Here is a 15,308-nt window from a genome sequence, read left to right as displayed (position 1 = left end):
CCACGCGCTTATGCGCTGGAGGATGAACCTCTGGGTCCTGCTGGCGGCGGTCCTCGCCGGGCTGCTCGCCGCCGTGCCCCCGTGGTGGTTCGCTCGCCGTCGCCCCGGCTACAGCCACCTGCGGCACACGATTAGCGAGCTGGGGGAGACAGGGGCTCCCGACGCGAGGCGGGTGGCCTGGCTCGCGTTCGCGCCCCTTGGCCTCGCGGTCTGGGTGTTCGCGGCGCTGCTGGGTTCCCGGCTGCCCGAGGATGCAGGGACGGGCCTCGTGCTGCTCTCCCTGCTGGGCGTGAGCTACGTGGGCGCCGCGGTGTTTCCGTGTGACGTCGGAGCACCGTTCTGGGGAACCTGGCGGAACCAGCTTCACAACCTCGGCGGCGCGGCCGGCTACTTCGGCGCGGGAGCCGGCTTGATTGAGCTCGGGCGCGCCTTCGAGGACCTGGCGTCGCTGTCGGACCTCGCCACCGTCACGGCCACGCTTGGGAAAGCGGTCCTCGCCGGCATCTTCGTGCTGTCGTTCGAGTCGCCCGTGCGCGGGCTCGTCCAGCGCGTCATGGAGGCGATGGTGTTCGGTTGGATGTTGCTGGTGGGCGGGTGGCTGGTGCTGGCCTCCTGAGACCCGCCTCAGCCAGGGCGAGCTCAGACGTCCAGCGCCTGCCAGGCTTCGAGGCGGCGGTCCAGGGCGGTGAGGGCCCAGAGGTCCGCCGGGTTGTCAGGCCGGACGGCGGCCAGGTCCCGCTGGAGCGCGTCCCGGGCCCGTACCACGCCCCACTCGGACAGCACGCGCAGCGCCATCAGCGAGGGCTTGCGCGCCACCAGCGCGACGAGGGCCTCCACCACGCGCGGGCTGCGCTCGGCGGCGAGCCGCTGCACGGCCTCATGGCGCTCCTCGTTCGTGGAGCCCGCGTCCTCCAGCGTCGCCGCGAGCGACTGGAAGCGCGCGTCGTCCAGCAGGGGGCTCGGGCCGGGCCGCTCCCAGTGCTCCACGGTGACAGTCGTCTTCCCGAAGGAGACGCACTCGCGCTGAAGGCCGTCATCGCCGATGAGGTCGAGGATGCGGTCCCTGGAAGGCGTGCCCCCTTCGAGCAGCCGCTGCGCCCGCCCCGCCAATTCCGCCGAGGTGCCGAGCAGGTGGACGCGCAGCACCGTCGCCTCCGCCCCTGCGCTCTGCGCCAGCGGGACGCGCCCCCACTTGAGGAACACCTCCGCCAGGCCGCGTGCGTGGGCGTACCAGCGGTACTCCAGCCACACGGCGCTCTGGCGCAGCGTGAAGCGCGGGTCTCCAGGCTCGGAGAGTCGGGGCGCGCCTTCCGGCATGCCGGCGAAGCAGCGTTCCAGCAGGGACTGGGCGTCGGGGAGTTTCATGAGGGCGAGAGCCGGGACCTGGGCGGTCCGGTACGGAGGGACAGTGTAGTCCCCTTGTCAGGCTCGCGCGCCCGGAACGTTAGTGTATGCTCCACACCAAGCAGGAGACACGACACATGGCTGGAACGGAGCAGCGCGGGTTCACGTTCTTCTGGCGTGAGGAGTCCCCCTTTTCGCAGTGGCACCGCTCGGACTTCGTCGTGGATGGCGTCCGCTACATGTGCGCGGAGCAGTACATGATGGCGGGCAAGGCGCGCCTCTTCGGAGACGCGGAGGTGCTGGCGAGCATCCTGAAGTCCGCCTCGCCGAAGACGCACAAGGCGCTGGGGCGCAAGGTGCGTAACTTCGACGCCGCGCTGTGGGAGCGCGAGCGGGAGCGCATCGTCTACGAGGGCAACCGCGCCAAGTTCACCCAGCACGCGCAGCTCCTGGAGACGCTGCTGGCCACGAAGGGCACGGAGCTGGTGGAGGCCAGTCCGCTGGACCGCATCTGGGGCGTGGGCCTGGGCGCGGAGGACCCTCGCATCCAGGACCCGTCGAAGTGGCGGGGGCTGAACCTGCTGGGCAAGGTGCTCACGAAGCTGCGTGAGGACCTGCTCGCGGAGGGCGTCACGGAGGCCCGCCCCGCGCGCTGACTCGCGCCGCTCAGAACTCGTAGCGCACGGTGGGCTGGCCTTCCAGGGCCAGGTCCACCGCGCCAGTGGCCTTGCCGTACTTCTCGCGGAAGCGCTGGGAGATGGGCTTCAGGTCGAAGCGCGGCGTGGCCATGACAATGGCCTTGCAGCGGTCCTCGTTCCCATCGTGCACCAGCACGAGGTTCGCCACCGGAGTGCCGTCCGTCCCCCCCTGGAACTCTCCGTCCCACGCGAGCGTGTACGTGTGCTCCTTGCAGCCGCCCCCGTGCGTCACGCTCACGTCCATCACATCGCGGAACGCGCGGAAGCCCTCGATGTTGACGGAGTCCTTCGGCGCGAGCTGCTGCCCGATGACGAGCTGCTGGATGGGCGCCTTGCCCTCCTCGGACGTCGTGTTCTTGGGAGACTCGCCGGGCTGGAACTCGGGCTGGGTCGGCGCGGGCTCCTCCGTCCGCTCCGGCGTGCTCGCGCACCCGCCCAGAAGCCCGCACAGCACCACGCCAGTCCAGATGAGCTTTCGCATCGTGTCTTCCTCCGCTAACGCCGAAGCGCGGCCTCGTACGCCGCCAGGGTGCCCTCGGCGGTCCGCTTCCAGGTGAACTCCGCGGCGCGGGCCTTCCCCTTTTCCGCCAGGGCCCTCCGCTCCTCCGGCGAGCGCAGCAGCCGGTCGATGGCCTGGGCCAGCCCCTCCGCGTCGTCCGGCCCCACCGCCAGCGCCGCGTCGCCGCAGACCTCCGGGAGCGAGCCCGCGTTGGAGACGATGGTGGGCGTGCCCAGGCGCATGGCCTCCAGCGGAGGCAGGCCGAAGCCCTCATAGCGCGAGGGGAACACGAACACGGCCGCGCGGCGCATCAGCTCGTAGAACACGGGGTCGGCCTGGTAGCCGAGCGAGCGCACGTCGTACCCCTCCGAGCGCAGCCGGGCGATGCGCTTCTCCACGCGGCCGGAGCCGAACCAGCTCTGCCCCGCCAGCACCAGCGACACCGGCCGGCCGCGCGTGCGCAGCCGCTCCATGGCATCCAGCACCAGGTCCACGTTCTTCCGCGCGTCCAGCGAGCCCGCGTAGAGCACGTAGTCCTTCGGCAGCGACAGCGCGCGCAGGAAGTCCACGCTGGTGGAGTCCAGCACCGGCACGTCGACGTGGTCCACGCCGTTGGGCACCACCACGGTGCGCGCTTCCGCCTCAGGGAGGCGGGCCAGCAAATCCTGCCGGGTGCGCTCGCTCACGCACACCACCCGGTCCGCCAGCGCCACGCTGCGCGCCAGCCACAGGCGGAACTGCCAGCGGAAGGCGTTGGACACGGTGTCCCGCATCAGCAGCGGAATCAGGTCATGCACCGTGAGCACGTAGGCCGTGCCGGGCACGCGGGTGAGCGGGAGGTTGAAGTTGCCGTGCGCGTGGTACAGCGGCGCGCCCGTGTGCTGGAGCACCCGCGGCAGCCGGCCGAGCGTCCACGCGGTGCGACCCGCGTCACCTCGGGGGTGCTCGCCGGAGCCGTGCGCGCCCAGCTTCTCCAGGCGCACGCCCAGTCCTTCCAGGGCGGAGGCAAGACAACGGGTATACAGGCCGATGCCGGTGGTCGGCTCGTCCCAGAGTGTCGCGTCGAAGGCGATGGGGCCGGTGGACACGGTGCGCCTCATACCACGGTCGTGTGATAGGCAGGGCGCGCATGGCGATCCACCAGTTGATTCCAAGCTTTGTCCCCGGCGACGCCACCGGGCAGGCCGCGCTGCACCTCCAGCTCTTGCTGCGCCGGATGGGCCACGCGGGCGCGCTGTACGCGGACGAGGTGGGCTCGGGCCTGGAGGGTCTTGCCAGCCCCGCCTCCGCCCTGAAGCCCGGGCCCGAGGACCTGGTCCTGTACCACCACGGCATCGCCTCGCCGCTGAGCAGCCGGCTGATGCACCTGCCCTGCCGGCGCGGAGTCGTGTTCCACAACATCAGCCCCGCGCGCTTCTACACGGGCCTGCCGCTGGCGGATGCGCTGGTGGCGGGGCGGGCCCAGCTCGCCGCCATGGCGCCCTTCGCGGACGTGGCCATCGGCGTGTCGGACTTCAATGCCGCGGAGCTGCGCGCCGCGGGCTACCGCAACGTCCACACGGTGCCCCTCTTCATCGAGCCGGAGCGCTTCAGCCGGGCCAGCGCGGACGAGAAGCTGCTGAAGCAGCTCTCCGGCCCCGGCCCCGTGCTGCTCGGCGTCAGCCGGGTGATGCCGCACAAGCGCTTCGAGGACCTCCTCACCCTGCACCGCGAGCTGCTGCGGCTGCGGCCCCAGGCGCGTCTGCTCATGGTGGGCGGGTACGAGCCGGGCAGCCGCTACTTCCGCTCGCTGAAGCAACAGGCCCGGGGCTTGAGCGGGGTGCAATTCCTCGGGCGGCTGAGCCACGCGCAGCTGGTGGCGGCGTACCGCTCCGCGTCCGTCTTCGTCTCCATGAGCGAGCACGAGGGCTTCGGCGTCCCGCTCATCGAGGCCATGGCGGCCGAGGTGCCGGTGCTGGCGTACGCGGCGGCGGCGGTGCCGGAGACGCTGGGCGGCGCGGGGGTGGCCTTCGACCAGAAGCGCTTCGCCTTCCTCGCCGAGCTGGCGGTGGACCTGAGCGAGGACCTGTCCCTGCGCGCGCCGGTCATCGCCGGACAGACGCGCAGGCTGGAGCACTTCTCCGCGGCGTCGGCGCAGCTCGCCCTCTCCCGCGCGCTGGAGGGGCAGCTGCCCCGGCCCGCGCCGCGCCCGCGCAAGGCGCCGAAGCGGCCTCGGGTGGGGCTGGTGGTGCAGCGCTACGGAGAGGTGACGGGCGGCGCGGAGAAGCTGGCCGCGCAGATGGCCGAGCACCTGGCCCCGCACTGGGACATCACGGTGCTGACCACGTGCGCGAAGAACCACCTGTCCTGGGACAACGTCTTCCCGCCGGGGCCGGACGAGGTGGACGGCATCAAGGTGCTGCGCTTCCCGTCGACGCGGGTGCGCAACATCCGCGGCTTCAACGGGCTGTCGCGGCAGGTGTTCGACAAGCCCAACGAGCGGCTGCGCGAGGAGCAGTGGGTGGCCGAGCAGGGCCCGCTGTGTCCCGGACTGCTGGACCACCTGGCCACCTCGCGCGACGCGTACGACGGCTACCTGTTCTTCACGTACCTCTACGCGCCGACGGTGTGGGGGCTGCCGCTGGTGGCGGACCGGGCGCTGCTGGTGCCCACGACGCATGACGAGTCGCCCATCCGCTTCGGCGTGTACTCGGACGTGTTCGAGCGCCCGCGCGCGCTCCTCTGCCTCACGCCGGAGGAGCTGACCATCATCGAGAAGTACTTCCCGAACCACGCGCGGACGCGGGTGGTGGGCGTGGGCGTGGACCGGCCCGAGGCGGACGGCGCGCGCTTCCGGGAGAAGCACGGCATCCGCGGGCACTACCTGCTCTACGTGGGGCGGCAGGAGCCGGGCAAGGGCGTGGGAGAGCTGCTCCAGTACCACCAGGCGCTGAAGCAGCGGTACGCGGACGCGCCGGACCTGGTGCTGGCGGGCGACACCAACATGGAGCTGTCCGGCGAGGGCGTGCGCTACCTGGGCCGCATCGACGAACAGGACAAGCACGACGCGCTGGCCGGAGCGCTGGCGGTGGTGGTGCCGTCCCGGTACGAGAGCCTGTCGCTGCTGACGCTGGAGGCCTTCGCGCAGGGCACGCCGGTGTTGGTGAACGGGCGCTCGGACGTGCTGGTGGGGCAGGTGGAGCGCAGCGGGGCGGGCCGGACGTACACGGACCTGGACTCGTTCATCCGGGGCCTGCGCGAGGTGGGCGACGAGCGGGGCCCGCTGGGGAAGAAGGGGCTCGCGTACGTGAAGAAGCAGGGCTGGCCACAGGTGGTGGCGGCCTACCGTGAGGAGCTGGAGCGCATCCTCGAGGAGAATCGCCAATGAAGCTGCTGGGACGGGACATTCCCGCGAGGGAGCTCATCTCCCGCATCGAGGAGCGCCTGCGCACGCGCGGCCTTCCTTCCTCGGAGCCGGTGGAGGTGCCCGCCGGGGGCGTGGAGCCCCGGGTGGAGCCGCTGACGTTCAATCTGCACGCGCTGGAGGAGAACGCGGACGCCACGCGCTCGCTGCCGCTGCACACGCACCGGGGCGGCGCGGGCCAGCTGGTGCTGGTGGCCAAGTGGGCCTTCCGCAAGTCGTGTCAGGTGTTCATCAACGAGGCCCTGGGCCGGCAGCGCGTGTTCAACGGGCACGTGCGTGACTCGTACGCCCAGCTCTCCGCAGAGGTGATTCGCCTGCGGCGCGAGGTGGAGGAGCTCCGGACGCGCGGCGGCGGCAGGCCGCCCGAGGACGACCGGCGGCCCATCCCCGCCCAGACGTCGCCGGTGACGAAGGCGGCGCCGACGGAGAGGGCCGTGGAGAAGGCAGCGTCCTCCGCGACGGCGGGACCGGTTGCGAAGCCGACTCCGTCCCCCGCACGGGAGTCCGCCGCGAAGCCTGGCCAGCGAACCGCTTCTCCCCCGAAGCCGCCAGCTCAGGCGAAGCCCGCTACCAGCCGGAAGCCCACTCCCGAGGCCAAGGCCCCACCGCCGGCCGCCGGAGAGCCCGTCCTTCCCAAGCCCCGCCATGCGAGGTCCGAAGAGGGACAGTCTCCTCGCACACGGGAGGGCGCCCCTCGTGCACGGCCTGAAAGCCCGGCCCCCGCGACTCCCACGACAGGGAACGCCAATCCGCGCTCTCGCAAGCCGGGCGCCCGGCGTCGCGGTCGCCGGAAGTAGCGTCCACGGCAGCGCCGTTACTCAAGCGCCAGGCGCGGAACTCTCTCCTGGAATGAACGTTCCGTCCGCGCCCATCCACCCGGGGCGCCCTCGTCTCCGGGCACCCTGCCCTGGAATGAACGTTCCGTCCGCCCATCCGTCCGGGGCGCCACCGCCAGTTCCTCCGAGGTCGCTCGCGCGCTCGGCGCAGACACCTGGCGCGAGCGCCAGGGCGTCGTAACCCCGGATACCGCGCGTTGACGCCCCGGCGCCCGCGTGTCAAACCCGCCGCGTGGACCAGCCATTCATCAGCGTGGTCATCCCCGCGTACAACGAGGGCCAGCGCCTGCCACGCTTCGTGGGCGAGCTCACGCGTGTCTTCCTGGAGCGCCCCTCCCCGCCGGTGCAGTTCACCGTCGTGGATGATGGCAGCGCCCCCGAGCACTCCACCCTGCAGCGCGCCTGTGTGGAGGAGGCCCAGGGCCGACTCGCCGCGAAGGGCGCGCCCCACCGCTTCACCTACGTGGCCGCGCCGCGCAACCAGGGCAAGGGCTCGGCCATCCGGCTGGGCTGGCGCTCCGCTCCGCCCGGCTCCACGTGGCTCGCCTTCCTGGATGCCGACGGCGCCATCAGCGCCGAGGAGTTCCACCGGCTCGTGGAGCTGGCCACCAGCCCCACCGGCCGCGACGTGGACGTGATTGCCGGCTCGCGCATCCTCATGGCCGGCCGCCGCGTGGTGCGCAACCTCCACCGCCACCTGCAGGGACGCATCTTCGCCACGCTGACGGACTCCAACTTCGGCCTGCACTTCTACGACACGCAGTGCGGCGTGAAGCTCATCCGCGGCGCCCTGCTGCGCCCGCTGCTGGACGTGCTGCGTGAGGAACGCTGGCTGCTGGACATCGAGCTGCTGGTGCTGCTCAAGCGTCAGGGGGCCCGCGCCCTCGAGGTCCCCATCGACTGGGAGGACTTCGGCGGCTCCAAGGTCATCCCCGGCCTGGACGGACTGCGCATGTTCTGGGGCCTGCTCCAGCTCCGCCGTCGGCTGGAGCGGCTGTCCCTCCCCGCCCCCACGGCCCCCGAGTCCCTGCCCGCGAGCGAGTCGTCCCCGGCCGGTGTCATGGGAAGCGATAGACAGTGACGTAGCCGTCCTGGTGCGCCAGTTCCCCGCCCAGCTCCTCCACCACGAAGCGGTGCCGCACGGGGTGGTGGTAGTGCGTGACGTACCAGCGGAAGTGGTTCTCCTTCAGGAAGCGGCGCATCTCCTCGCGCTCCTCCGGAGTCACCCGCCCCGCGGAGCCGTGGAGCCCCTCCAGCGCGCGGAAGATGCGTGACTCCAGCATCTCCGCCTCGCGCACCGGCAGCCGGGACAGGCGCGCGAAGGACACCGGCTTGCCGTGGTAGATCTGCTCCCACTGCCCCACCACGTGGTCCGTGAAGACGGCCGCGGGCATGGGCGCGAAGCGAATCTCGTCGAACACGGGTGGCAGCTTCGGCAGCGCGGGCATGGGCAGCGGCTGGCCGCGGTACTCCAGGTTCGGCACCAGCGCCACCGCGAGCGCCACGCCCAGGCCCGCCCACGTGCCGCGCCGGGACGCAAGTCTCCCCAGGTGCGCCGCCGCGAAGGCCACGAGCACGCCCAGCGCCAGCGTGGTGAGCAGCTCGAAGCGCACGGGCATGCCTCCGCGCGAGAAGAGCGGCACCACGTGCTTGAACACCACGTACGGCATCGGCACCTGCACCAGCAGCGGCTGCTCGAAGGCGGTGAGCGGCGACCGCGACGACAGCAATGTGCACAGGCCCAGCAGCACCACCACGTCCCGATGCCACGGCCGACCGCGCCACGCCGGCGCCCAGCCCACCAGCAGCGTCACGGCCAGGAGCAGCACCACCGGGGACAGCTTGTCACTGAGGTTGATGTTGAGCACCGTGCCCATGGACAGCACCGCGAAGCCCAGGCCCAGGCCCGCCCAGCGCCGGCCCTCGGGCACGCCGCGCCAGAGCGCGAACACGGCCAACAGCGGCGTCAGCCACCCGAGGAAGGTGCCCGCCTCCTCCGCGTTGCTCGACATCTTCCCGCGCACCACATTCACCGCGAACTCCCGCGCCGGGTCCGGCATGGACTCGTGCCACCTGGAGAGCGTGTCCGGAACGAAGAAGGCGTACAGGTCCGTGAAGTAGTCCGAGTCCCCGTGGTGGATGGCCAGGGGCGCGGGGAACATGTGCAGCACCAGCGGCACCACGGGCGGCACGCACACCAGCCCCGCCGCCAGCGCCGCCAGCCCCGCCCTGCGCACGCCCACGTCCTTCAGCGTGTCTGGCGACAGCAGCGGCCCTCGGCGCCAGCGCTCGGCCACCACCCAGAGGAAGGAGAAGAGCGCGATGTAGAGCAGGTAGTAGTAGTCGGACAGCAGCGTGTAGAGCGCGGCCAGCGCCAGGCCCGCGAGCCACCGGCGCTTGCCCTCGTCCAGATAGCGCAGGAAGAAGTACAGGTAGAGGGGGATGCCCTCCAGCGCGGACAGGTTGAGGTGCGCAACCGAGTGGCTCAGGTGGTAGCGCGAGAAGTTGAACACGCACGCACCCGCCACCGCCGCCACCGCCGCCAGCCCGGGAGGAAAGTCCGCGCGCCGCAGCAGGTAGTCCAGCAGCAGCCACGCCGTGTACCCCGTCAGCACGAAGGTGCTGAAGAGCACGAGGTTGTAGGCCGTCTCCACGCGCATGAACGGCAGCAGCACCACGCCCCACAGCGTCTTCGCGGGCGACAGCGTGTGCCAGTACAGCTCCGCCCCCAGCGGCCAGTGCAGCAGGGGCGAGAAGAAGGGGTTCTGGGGGTCCACCCACGCCGACTGGCGCATCCACCAGAGGTGCCACATGTTCATCAGCACGTCTTCGCGCCCGCCCGCGACGTGGCCCTTCAGCTTCGACAGCAGCGGCCAGGTGTGGAACGCGGACAGCAGCGAGAACGCCAGCAGCACCAGCGGGTGGAGCACCCGCCGCGGGAGTGGTGACATAGAAGGTGAGGGTCAGGCCGGCCGCTCGGCGGCCATCAGCATGTTGTCGCCCAGGTTGAACGGAATGGCCCACGCGCCCGGCACCACGCGGCGCGCCAGCTCCAGCACCGGCGCCACCGGGCGGAAGCTCGCGCCCACCTTCCGCAGCAGGTAGTCCGCGGAGATGATGTGCGTGTACGTCCGCGTGTCCGTCACACGGAAGCCCACCTCTTCCAGCAGCGTCGCGAGCGTGGCGCGGCCGAAGTAGAACAGGTGCATGTCCATCAGCCACGGCCACTGGCCCCCGAGCAGTCGGGCCACGAGGCTTCCAGCATCAATGGTGGACAGGTAGATGCGCCCACCGGGCCGCACCAGCCGGAAGGCCGTCTCCAGCTCCGCGCGCGGGTCCGCGAAGTGCTCCACCACGTCCCACAGCGTCACCACGTCGTACTGCACGCCCCGCTCCGCCAGCTCCGCCAGCGGGACGCCGTGCACCGTGAAGCCCAGCGAGCGCGCGTGCCCCGCCGCCCAGCGCGACAGCTCCAGCCCCTCCGGGCGGAAGCCCGCCTCGCGCGCCACGTCCAGGAAGTAGCCACAGTAGGCGCCCACATCCAGCACCGTCCGGCCGCGCGCCGGCCCCAGCGCCTCCACCACCTTGCGGAACGTGTGGTAGCGGTTGTCCTTCTCCGCCACGTAGAGGGGGTCCTCCACGTCCTGGTAGGCCGACAGCAGCTCCTGCGCCGAGCGCATGGGCCACTGGAAGAGCATCCCGCAGTCCAGGCAGTCCCAGATGGGCGGGTGGCTCCGGTGGCCGAAAGAGGTGCAATTGTAGGCCGCCGCCCCCTCCGACTCCCCACCGCCGCGAGCGGGGAACTTCATCCGCAGTCGCCCCCCCTTGCAGAGGTAGCAGGCGTCGGGCACCGGGGCCAGCTGGGGCTCAGGGTGGCGGCGGTAGGCGCGTTCCGTCATGGCGGCGCACCGTATCCTCGGGAAATGCCCCCCACAACACGGCAGGTGGGGAAGAGCCGCCTTCCGCCCGCCCCCTCCCCGGGTACGACGCGAGGCGGAGTGCCTCCGGCGGCCCGACGCGTTACAACCGAAGCCGGGCCCATCGCTTCCATCTCAGCCCTTCACGCACGGTGTCGAGCCCGCTTGCTTTCCGGGCGACTCACCGCGAAATAGGCCCCGCCCGGGAGCCGTTCCCCCAGGTTCCTCCCACACCTTCAGTGATATGCGCGCCTTGACCGACCTGCCCACCGACCCCGCCCCCACGCTGACCCTGGGCCTGCCGGGCTTCACCTTCGAGGACCTCTACCGCCCGCGCGGCCTGCGCCGGCTCATGGAGCGCTTCGACGCGCAGCTCGCGGAAGACGAGCCCGAGCTCTTCCAGGCGTATGACGCGTACCGCAAGGCCGGGGGCACGGGCCTCGCCGGGCCCGCGGAGTCGGACCTGCTCATCCGCGTGTCCCGCCACGTGTCGCGCTTCGTCGCGAAGCTCTTCCGTCTCGAGTCCGAGCTGGAGCGGCTGGCCGGCCGGCTGAAGGGCGAGCTGCCCCTCTTCGACTTCAAGCGCGAGTTCATCACCCGCCGCGTCTTCAAGAAGGGCGCCGCGGACCGCCCCTCCCTGGCGGAGTTCCCCTCGCTGGACGCGCGCATGCGGCTGCTGATGCAGCTGGGCTTCCCCGAGGCGCTGGCCACCGGGGACCTGGAGCGCGGCCTGGCCGAGTCCGTCCTCACGCTGATGGACCTGGAGCGCCTGTTCGCCGGCAGCCTCCCCGCGGAGCTTCAGCCTCGCGCGGAGGCGATGCGCGCCCGCTGGGCGGCGCTGCGCGAGGGGCTCGTGTCCACCCCCGAGGGCCGGGACGCCTTCGGCTCCAGCCTCGTCACCCAGGGCGATGACGCCGCGGAGCTCCAGGCCGTGCGCGCGCTGCTGGCGCTGGCGGACCGCTGGACGTACGCGCGCGCCCTGCACCCGGAGACGAAGGACGTCTTCCACGCGTGGTCCACGCACCGGATTCCCAAGCCGCTGGTGTTCGACCAGCTCGTCCAGCTCAAGCGCCCGGACGCGCAGCTGCCCGAGGTGATGGAGGGAGACGAGCACCACCTGCGCCACCGCGATGGCTTCAAGCTCACCGACCGCCGAGGCACCCCGCGCGACGTGATGAACGAGGTGGACTACTGCGTCATCTGCCACGAGCGCTCGAAGGACTCGTGCTCCAAGGGCTTCCCGGCGAAGGACCCGGTGGCGGAAGGGCACAACTTCAAGAAGAACCCGCTGGGCATCCCCCTCAACGGGTGCCCGCTCGACGAGCGCATCTCCGAGGCGCACGCGCTCAAGCGCGAGGGCGACTCCGTGGCCGCGCTGGCCATGGTGACGCTCGACAACCCGATGTGCCCGGGCACCGGCCACCGCATCTGCAATGACTGCATGAAGGCGTGCATCTTCCAGAAGCAGGAGCCGGTGAACATCCCCCTGGCGGAGACGGCCACCCTCACGGACGTGCTGGATTTGCCCTGGGGCTTCGAAATCTACGGCCTGCTCACCCGGTGGAACCCGCTCAACGTCCGCCGCCCGTACGCCCTGCCCTACGTGGGCCGCAACGTGCTGGTGGTGGGCCTGGGCCCCGCCGGCTACACGCTGTCCCACTACCTGCTCAACGAGGGCTTCGGCGTCACCGGCGTGGACGGCCTCAAGATTGAGCCCTTCCCGGATGACCTGGTGGGCCGCAACGGCCGCGCCCTGCGCCCCATCCGCGACTGGTCCGCGCTCACCAGCGAGCTGGACGAGCGCGTGCTGGAGGGCTTTGGCGGCGTGTCCGAGTACGGAATCACCGTGCGCTGGGACAAGAACTTCCTCACGCTCATCCACCTGACGCTGGCGCGCCGCGAGGGCTTCCGCATCTACGGCGGCGTCCGCTTCGGTGGCACGCTGACGATTGACGACGCGTGGGAGCTGGGCTTCGACCACATCGCCATCGCCGCCGGCGCGGGGCGCCCCACCATCATCGGGATGAAGAACAACCTCATCCGGGGCATCCGCAAGGCGAGCGACTTCCTCATGGCGCTGCAGCTCACCGGCGCCTTCAAGAAGGACTCGCTGGCCAACCTCCAGGTGCAGCTGCCCGCCATCGTCATCGGCGGCGGCCTCACCGGCATCGACACCGCCACCGAGCTGATGGCGTACTACCCGGTGCAGGTGGAGAAGACGCTCTCCCGCCACGAGCGACTGGCGGCGGACCTGGGCGAGGAGGCCGTGCTGGCCCGCCTCGACGCGGAGGAGCGCGTCACCTACCAGCTGTTCCTGGAGCACGGCCGCGCGGTGCGCGCCGAGCGCGAGAAGGCCCAGGCGGAAGGACGCAACCCGGACTTCATCAAGCTGGTGCGCGGCTGGGGCGGGGTGAGCCTCGTCTACCGCCGCGGCCTCACCGAGTCCCCCGCCTACCGCCTCAACCACGAGGAAGTGACGAAGGCGCTGGAAGAGGGCATCCGCTTCATCGAGCGCATGAGCCCGGTGGAGGCCCTGCCGGACGCCTCGGGTGCCGTGCGCGCCCTGGTCTTCGAGCGCATGGTGACGAAGGACGGCAAGCTCAAGGGCAGCGGCGAGTTCTTCGAGCTCCCCGCGCGCACGGTGTGCGTCGCCGCCGGCACGTCCCCCAACGTCACCTACGAGAAGGAGTACCCGGGCACCTTCCAGCTCGACTCGCGCGGCGAGTACTTCCAGGGCCACGAGCTGGTGGAGGAAGGGAACGGCTTCGTCCTCAAGCCCGTGCAGGCGAAGGAGGACCCGGCGGCGAAGGCGGGCTTCTTCACCTCGTACCGGAAGGACGACCACCTCATCTCCTTCTACGGCGACAACCACCCCACCTACGCGGGCAACGTGGTGAAGGCCATGGCCAGCGCAAAGGACGGCCACCCCGAGGTGGCGCGCCTGTACGCGAAGGAAGTCGCCTCGCTCGACTTCACCGACGAAGTGGCCCAGGCCCGCCGCGAGGAGCAGCGCGCCGCGCACTTCGCGAAGCTGGATGACGCCTTCACGGCCACCGTCGTCGCCGTCAACCGCCTGACGCCCACGATTGTGGAGGTGGTGGTGCGCGCGCCCTTCGCGGCCAGCCACTTCTCGCCCGGCCAGTTCTACCGGCTCCAGAACTTCGAGCGGAACGCGCCCGTGGTGGACGGCATGCGCCTCACCATGGAGGGCCTGGCCCTCACCGGCGCGTGGGTGGACAAGGAGAAGGGACTGATGGGCACCATCGTCCTGGAGATGGGCTCGTCCTCGCGCCTGTGCGCCGCGCTCACCCCCGGCGAGCCCGTGGTCCTCATGGGCCCCACCGGCGCGCCCACCGAAATCGGCCACAACGAGACGGTGGCGCTCGTCGGCGGCGGCCTGGGCAACGCGGTGCTCTTCTCCATCGCCCGCTCGCTCAAGGCGGCCGGCTGCCGCGTCATCTACTTCGCCGGCTACCGGCAGAAGTCGGACTCCTTCAAGCAGGACGAAATCGAGGCCGGCACGGACCAGATTGTGTGGTCGGTGGACGGCGGGGACACGATTGAGCCCCGCCGCCCGCAGGACTCGGCGTTCCGCGGCAACGTGGTGCAGGCCATGCTGGCCTACGCGGAGAACCGGCTGGGCCCGGCGCCCGTCCTCTCCCTGGCCGAGGTGGACCGCATCATCGCCATCGGCTCGGACCGGATGATGCGCGCGGTGGCCGAGGCGCGGCACGGCGTGCTCCAGCCGCACCTCAAGCCCGGCCACGAGGCCATCGGCTCCATCAACTCGCCGATGCAGTGCATGATGAAGGAGATCTGCGCCCAGTGCCTCCAGCGGCACGTGGACCCGCTCACCGGCAAGGAGACGTGGGTGTTCTCCTGCTACAACCAGGACCAGCGGCTGGACCAGGTGGACTTCGTCAACCTCAACCAGCGCCTGCGCGGCAACACCGTCATGGAGAAGGTGGCGGACGTCTTCCTGGCGCAGCTGCTCAAGAAGGCGCCGCACCTCAAGCGCGTCTGAGGCGGGGCCTCCGAGCCCGAGCCCGAGGTCTTCACCGGCGCGTGCCGGTGAAGACCCGCAGCATCTCCTGGTAGTTCTTCATCAGCTCGTCCTCGCGGGTGAGGACCACGTCCACGTTGGCGTCGCCGTACTCGCGCCGCGCGTCGGCCAGCTTCTCGAAGGCCTCCACCTGGCGGCGCATGGAGGCCACCTGGGCCGCCATGCCCTCCTGCTGCTCGGGAGGAAGCCTCGCCTGGAGCGCCTCCAGCTTCTTCAGCTCCTCCTCGTACTGGAGCGTGCGCCCGAGCTGACGCTGGCTGATGACGGCCGTCACCACCTCGGCGATGCCGTTGACGTCCGCCTCGCTCAGCCCCGCCTGCGCGCGGGCCTCGGCTTCGGCCTTGGCCTTGGCCTCCACCACCTTCAGCCCGGCACGCGCGGACGCCATGGCCTCGGGCGTGCCCGCGTCCACCAGCGCGCCCAGGCCGTGCAGGCCCTTCAGCAGCGAGCCGTACACCTCCAGCATGCGCTGCTGGTAGCCCACATAGGCGTCCAGCTTTTCCTTCGTCACGGAATAGGGGCCCGCCGCGTCCTCGCCAGGCGCAGGG

At 71.1% G+C, this 15,308-nt stretch carries 12 protein-coding genes; 6 read left to right on the top strand and 6 right to left on the bottom strand.

The genetic code is table 11. The features are described from left to right. The first annotated feature begins 22 nt into the window (after nucleotides 1-22). Nucleotides 23-616: a DUF998 domain-containing protein gene (locus G4D85_RS16425; protein ID WP_164012981.1), complete on the top strand. Its 594-nt coding sequence runs from the start codon at nucleotides 23-25 to the stop codon at nucleotides 614-616. A gap of 23 nt (nucleotides 617-639) precedes the next feature. Here the strand turns inward: G4D85_RS16425 and G4D85_RS16420 are convergent, their stop codons facing one another. Next, nucleotides 640-1,365 carry a hypothetical protein gene (locus G4D85_RS16420; RefSeq protein WP_164012978.1) on the bottom strand — a complete coding sequence of 242 codons (726 nt, stop codon included), beginning with the start codon at nucleotides 1,363-1,365 and terminating at the stop codon, nucleotides 640-642. A gap of 116 nt (nucleotides 1,366-1,481) precedes the next feature. On the opposite strand from G4D85_RS16420, the gene G4D85_RS16415 reads away from it, so the two are divergent. Beyond that, nucleotides 1,482-2,000 (top strand): NADAR family protein, encoded by a 519-nt coding sequence (locus G4D85_RS16415; protein ID WP_164012976.1) that lies wholly within the window; start codon nucleotides 1,482-1,484, stop codon nucleotides 1,998-2,000. Between the two features lie 10 nt (nucleotides 2,001-2,010). On the opposite strand, the gene G4D85_RS16410 is transcribed toward G4D85_RS16415, so the two are convergent. Together G4D85_RS16410 and G4D85_RS16405 are read right to left on the bottom strand one after the other, a co-directional pair. Continuing rightward, nucleotides 2,011-2,523, bottom strand: a complete 513-nt coding sequence (locus G4D85_RS16410) for a hypothetical protein (RefSeq protein WP_164012974.1) — start codon at nucleotides 2,521-2,523, stop codon at nucleotides 2,011-2,013. A 14-nt stretch (nucleotides 2,524-2,537) separates the two neighbouring features. Further along, nucleotides 2,538-3,629, bottom strand: a complete 1,092-nt coding sequence (locus tag G4D85_RS16405; RefSeq protein ID WP_240359318.1) for a glycosyltransferase family 4 protein — start codon at nucleotides 3,627-3,629, stop codon at nucleotides 2,538-2,540. A gap of 41 nt (nucleotides 3,630-3,670) precedes the next feature. Between G4D85_RS16405 and G4D85_RS16400 the strand changes: the two genes are divergently transcribed. From G4D85_RS16400 to G4D85_RS16390, 3 genes are all read left to right on the top strand, one after another. Further along, a complete protein-coding gene (locus G4D85_RS16400; RefSeq protein ID WP_164012970.1) occupies nucleotides 3,671-5,908 on the top strand; it encodes a glycosyltransferase family 4 protein in 2,238 nt (745 codons plus the stop codon). Continuing rightward, a complete protein-coding gene (locus tag G4D85_RS16395) occupies nucleotides 5,905-6,741 on the top strand; it encodes a hypothetical protein (RefSeq protein ID WP_164012968.1) in 837 nt (278 codons plus the stop codon). The genes G4D85_RS16400 and G4D85_RS16395 overlap by 4 nt, the downstream gene beginning before the upstream one ends. A gap of 271 nt (nucleotides 6,742-7,012) precedes the next feature. Next, complete coding sequence (locus G4D85_RS16390; protein WP_164012966.1) at nucleotides 7,013-7,861, top strand: glycosyltransferase; 849 nt, start codon at nucleotides 7,013-7,015, stop codon at nucleotides 7,859-7,861. Here G4D85_RS16390 and G4D85_RS16385 read toward each other — a convergent pair. After that, complete coding sequence (locus tag G4D85_RS16385) at nucleotides 7,839-9,731, bottom strand: hypothetical protein (RefSeq protein ID WP_164012964.1); 1,893 nt, start codon at nucleotides 9,729-9,731, stop codon at nucleotides 7,839-7,841. The genes G4D85_RS16390 and G4D85_RS16385 overlap by 23 nt on opposite strands. 12 nt (nucleotides 9,732-9,743) lie before the next feature. Continuing rightward, nucleotides 9,744-10,679 carry a class I SAM-dependent methyltransferase gene (locus G4D85_RS16380; protein ID WP_240359317.1) on the bottom strand — a complete coding sequence of 312 codons (936 nt, stop codon included), beginning with the start codon at nucleotides 10,677-10,679 and terminating at the stop codon, nucleotides 9,744-9,746. Between the two features lie 262 nt (nucleotides 10,680-10,941). On the opposite strand from G4D85_RS16380, the gene G4D85_RS16375 reads away from it, so the two are divergent. Then, nucleotides 10,942-14,721, top strand: a complete 3,780-nt coding sequence (locus G4D85_RS16375; protein ID WP_164012962.1) for an FAD-dependent oxidoreductase — start codon at nucleotides 10,942-10,944, stop codon at nucleotides 14,719-14,721. 31 nt (nucleotides 14,722-14,752) lie between these two features. Here the strand turns inward: G4D85_RS16375 and G4D85_RS16370 are convergent, their stop codons facing one another. After that, on the bottom strand, nucleotides 14,753-15,271 hold the full coding sequence (locus G4D85_RS16370; protein WP_240359316.1) for a hypothetical protein: 519 nt from the start codon (nucleotides 15,269-15,271) through the stop codon (nucleotides 14,753-14,755). Between the last annotated feature and the right edge of the window lie 37 nt (nucleotides 15,272-15,308).

The sequence above is a fragment of the Pyxidicoccus trucidator genome (genome assembly GCF_010894435.1).
Taxonomy (GTDB): Bacteria; Myxococcota; Myxococcia; order Myxococcales; family Myxococcaceae; genus Myxococcus; species Myxococcus trucidator.
Note: the sequence above shows the minus strand (reverse complement) of the source record. Positions and strands in the feature narration are given on the sequence as shown.

What these genes read in the sequence shown, in the direction of transcription:
- G4D85_RS16385 (WP_164012964.1), bottom strand. Translation starts at nt 9,731, where the DNA reads ATGTCACCACTCCCGCGGCGGGTGCTCCACCCGCTGGTGCTGCTGGCG.
- G4D85_RS16380 (WP_240359317.1), bottom strand. Translation starts at nt 10,679, where the DNA reads ATGACGGAACGCGCCTACCGCCGCCACCCTGAGCCCCAGCTGGCCCCG.
- G4D85_RS16400 (WP_164012970.1), top strand. Translation starts at nt 3,671, where the DNA reads ATGGCGATCCACCAGTTGATTCCAAGCTTTGTCCCCGGCGACGCCACC.
- G4D85_RS16420 (WP_164012978.1), bottom strand. Translation starts at nt 1,365, where the DNA reads ATGAAACTCCCCGACGCCCAGTCCCTGCTGGAACGCTGCTTCGCCGGC.
- G4D85_RS16425 (WP_164012981.1), top strand. Translation starts at nt 23, where the DNA reads ATGAACCTCTGGGTCCTGCTGGCGGCGGTCCTCGCCGGGCTGCTCGCC.
- G4D85_RS16375 (WP_164012962.1), top strand. Translation starts at nt 10,942, where the DNA reads ATGCGCGCCTTGACCGACCTGCCCACCGACCCCGCCCCCACGCTGACC.
- G4D85_RS16395 (WP_164012968.1), top strand. Translation starts at nt 5,905, where the DNA reads ATGAAGCTGCTGGGACGGGACATTCCCGCGAGGGAGCTCATCTCCCGC.
- G4D85_RS16415 (WP_164012976.1), top strand. Translation starts at nt 1,482, where the DNA reads ATGGCTGGAACGGAGCAGCGCGGGTTCACGTTCTTCTGGCGTGAGGAG.
- G4D85_RS16410 (WP_164012974.1), bottom strand. Translation starts at nt 2,523, where the DNA reads ATGCGAAAGCTCATCTGGACTGGCGTGGTGCTGTGCGGGCTTCTGGGC.